This window comes from Mesorhizobium sp., from assembly GCF_024509055.1.
Lineage (GTDB): Bacteria > Pseudomonadota > Alphaproteobacteria > Rhizobiales > Rhizobiaceae > Mesorhizobium.
Window position 1 is genome coordinate 1 of sequence record NZ_JANINM010000265.1, and the last position, 2445, is coordinate 2445.

Genomic DNA, 2445 nt, shown 5'->3' on the forward strand with positions numbered 1-2445 from the left:
CGTCCTCCATCACGGGAAGGAAGCCGTCCTGCTGGGCGCGGTTGAAGCGATGGATTTCATCGACGAAGAGCAGCGTCTGGCGGCCATTGGCGCGGCGCAACTTCGCGGCCTCGAACACCTTCTTGAGGTCCGCGACGCCGGAAAACACCGCCGATATCTGCTCGAAGGCGAGATGCGTCTCGCCCGCCAGGAGACGCGCCACCGTCGTCTTGCCGGTACCCGGCGGCCCCCAGAAGATCATCGAGCCGAGCGAGCCGGAATCGATCAGCCGGGTCAACGCGCCGTCGGGGCCTGTCAGATGTTCCTGGCCGACAACCTCGCCCAGGTTTTTCGGGCGCAACCGATCGGCCAGCGGCCGTCCGGGCGGCGCCTTCTCCGGTTCATCGGCACTGAACAGGTCTGCCATGCAAGTCTTCGACGCTGGGGGGCGATCCTCTGGACCGCCTCAATAACGCAACACCTGGCGCAGTATCTGCCCGCCGCGCTCGACGGTAAAGCGCCACCAGCGCGTGTCCTGCTGAGCGATCTGGGCCAGGGTCTCAGCGGTGTCGATGCTCGTGCCATTCACCTCGCGCACGATGTCACCAGGCTGGAAGCCAAAATCGGCGGCAGGAGAATCGCGGTTGATGTCGATGACCGCGACTCCCTTGAGGTCGGTACGCAGGCCAAGCCTCTGGGCAAGCCTGGGCGACAGCACCGCAACCTTGGCGCCTGAGAACGGGCTGCGGCCGTGCAGCGTCACTTCGGTCGCCTTGGCGCCCTCCGGCGCGCGTTCCAGCGGGATCTCCAGCGTCGCCTGCTGACCCTTGGTCAGTATCGCGAAGGTCGCCTTGGAGCCGATCGACAGCGTGGCCATCCGATAATCCAGCGCCTCAATGCTTTCGACGGGAGTGTTGTTCAGCGAAAGCACGACATCGCCGGGCTTCAGGCCCGCCTTGGCCGCCGGGCCCACGCCCTCGACCGAGGACACGAGCGCGCCGGTCGGCTTTTCCATGCCTAGCGATTCGGCGATCTGCGGCGTCACCGCCTCGAACTCGGCGCCGATATAGGGCCGCTCGAAGAAATCGAGGCCGGCCTTGGCGGCATCGGCGAAGGCGCGAACCATGTTAGACGGGATAGCGAAGCCGATGCCGATCGAGCCCCCGCTGCGGCTGTAGATCGCCGTGTTGATGCCGACCAGCTGGCCACCCATGTTGATCAGCGCACCGCCGGAATTGCCGGGATTGATCGCGGCGTCGGTCTGGATGAAATAGCCCGAATCCGAGACGCCGATATGGCTGCGCGCAAGCGCGGAAACGATGCCGCTGGTGGTCGTCTGGCCGACGCCGAACGGATTACCGATGGCGAGCACCAGGTCGCCTACCTCAAGCGCATCCGAATCGCCAATGGCAATGACCGGGAACGGCTTGTCGGCTGAAATCTTGAGCACGGCGAGGTCGAGCGTCTCGTCCTTGAGCATGACCTTGCTGGTGAACTCGCGCCCATCGGCAGTGGCCACCTTGACCTCGTCGGCATCCTTGATGACGTGGTAGTTGGTGACGATCACCCCGCTCGGGTCGACCAGCACGCCGGAGCCGAGCGAGGATTGAGCGCGCGGCTGCGCCCGGCCGAAGAACTCCTCGAAGAAGGGGTCGCCTTCGAAAGGCGACCGGACCTTGGCGGTCTGCGAGGCATAGACGTTGACGACGCCGGGCGCGGTCTGCTTGACCAGCGGCGCGAAGGAGAGCTGCACCTCCTCACGGCCGAACGGGACGCGCTTATTCTGGCCCGCCGCACCGTTTTCGCCTTCGACGCCATGCAAAAGATCGGTCAGCACGTCTGACAGGCTGGGGTCTGCCTTGGCCGGCGCATCCTCGGCCAATGCCTGCCTTACGGCGGGCGCCGCGGCGAAAGCGGCGAAGGCGCAAAGTGCTACGAGAAACAGCCGTTTGAGGTGCATTCCGAATCCTCCAGATCAGGCGCCATTGTCCCGACGATTGTGCAGAATGAAAGGCTAATGCACTGAAACGCGGCGCTTGTCGCGCAAAAGCGTGAGCTCCCGAACGAAAAATCCGCTCACTGCGCGTACCGGTCCTGGAACGCAAAAGGGGCCCGAAGGCCCCTTGAGGTCATTCACGAAAAGCGGGCCTCAGGCGGCCGCGGCTTCCTCATTGGCGCCTTCCGCCTCGAGGCGGGCGCGGTCGGCAGCGCCCTTGGCCGAGGTGTCACGGTCGACGAACTCGATGACCGCCATGGCGGCATTGTCGCCGTGGCGGAAGCCCGCCTTCATGATGCGCAGGTAGCCGCCGTTGCGGTTGGCATAGCGCGGGGCCAGCGTCTCGAACAGGCGCTTGACGACGTTTTCATTGCCGATCTGCGCGATCACCTGGCGGCGGGCGTGCAGGTCGCCCCGCTTGCCGAGCGTCACCAGCTTCTCGACGATCGGACGCAGGTCCTTCGCCTTCG

General features: G+C 65.2%; 3 protein-coding genes. All 3 read right to left on the reverse strand.

All coding sequences use genetic code 11. From position 1 onward, the window contains the following. Nucleotides 1–406: AAA family ATPase (locus Q0L57_RS12655; RefSeq protein ID WP_296743115.1), on the reverse strand; the 406-nt coding region annotated here is incomplete at its 3' end. Between the two features lie 39 nt (nt 407–445). Further along, entirely contained in the window at nt 446–1939 is a 1494-nt protein-coding gene (locus Q0L57_RS12660; RefSeq protein ID WP_296743117.1) for a DegQ family serine endoprotease, read from the reverse strand. A 189-nt stretch (nt 1940–2128) separates the two neighbouring features. Further along, the coding region (rplQ, locus tag Q0L57_RS12665) for a 50S ribosomal protein L17 (RefSeq protein WP_296743119.1) at nt 2129–2445 on the reverse strand (317 nt) is incomplete at its 5' end.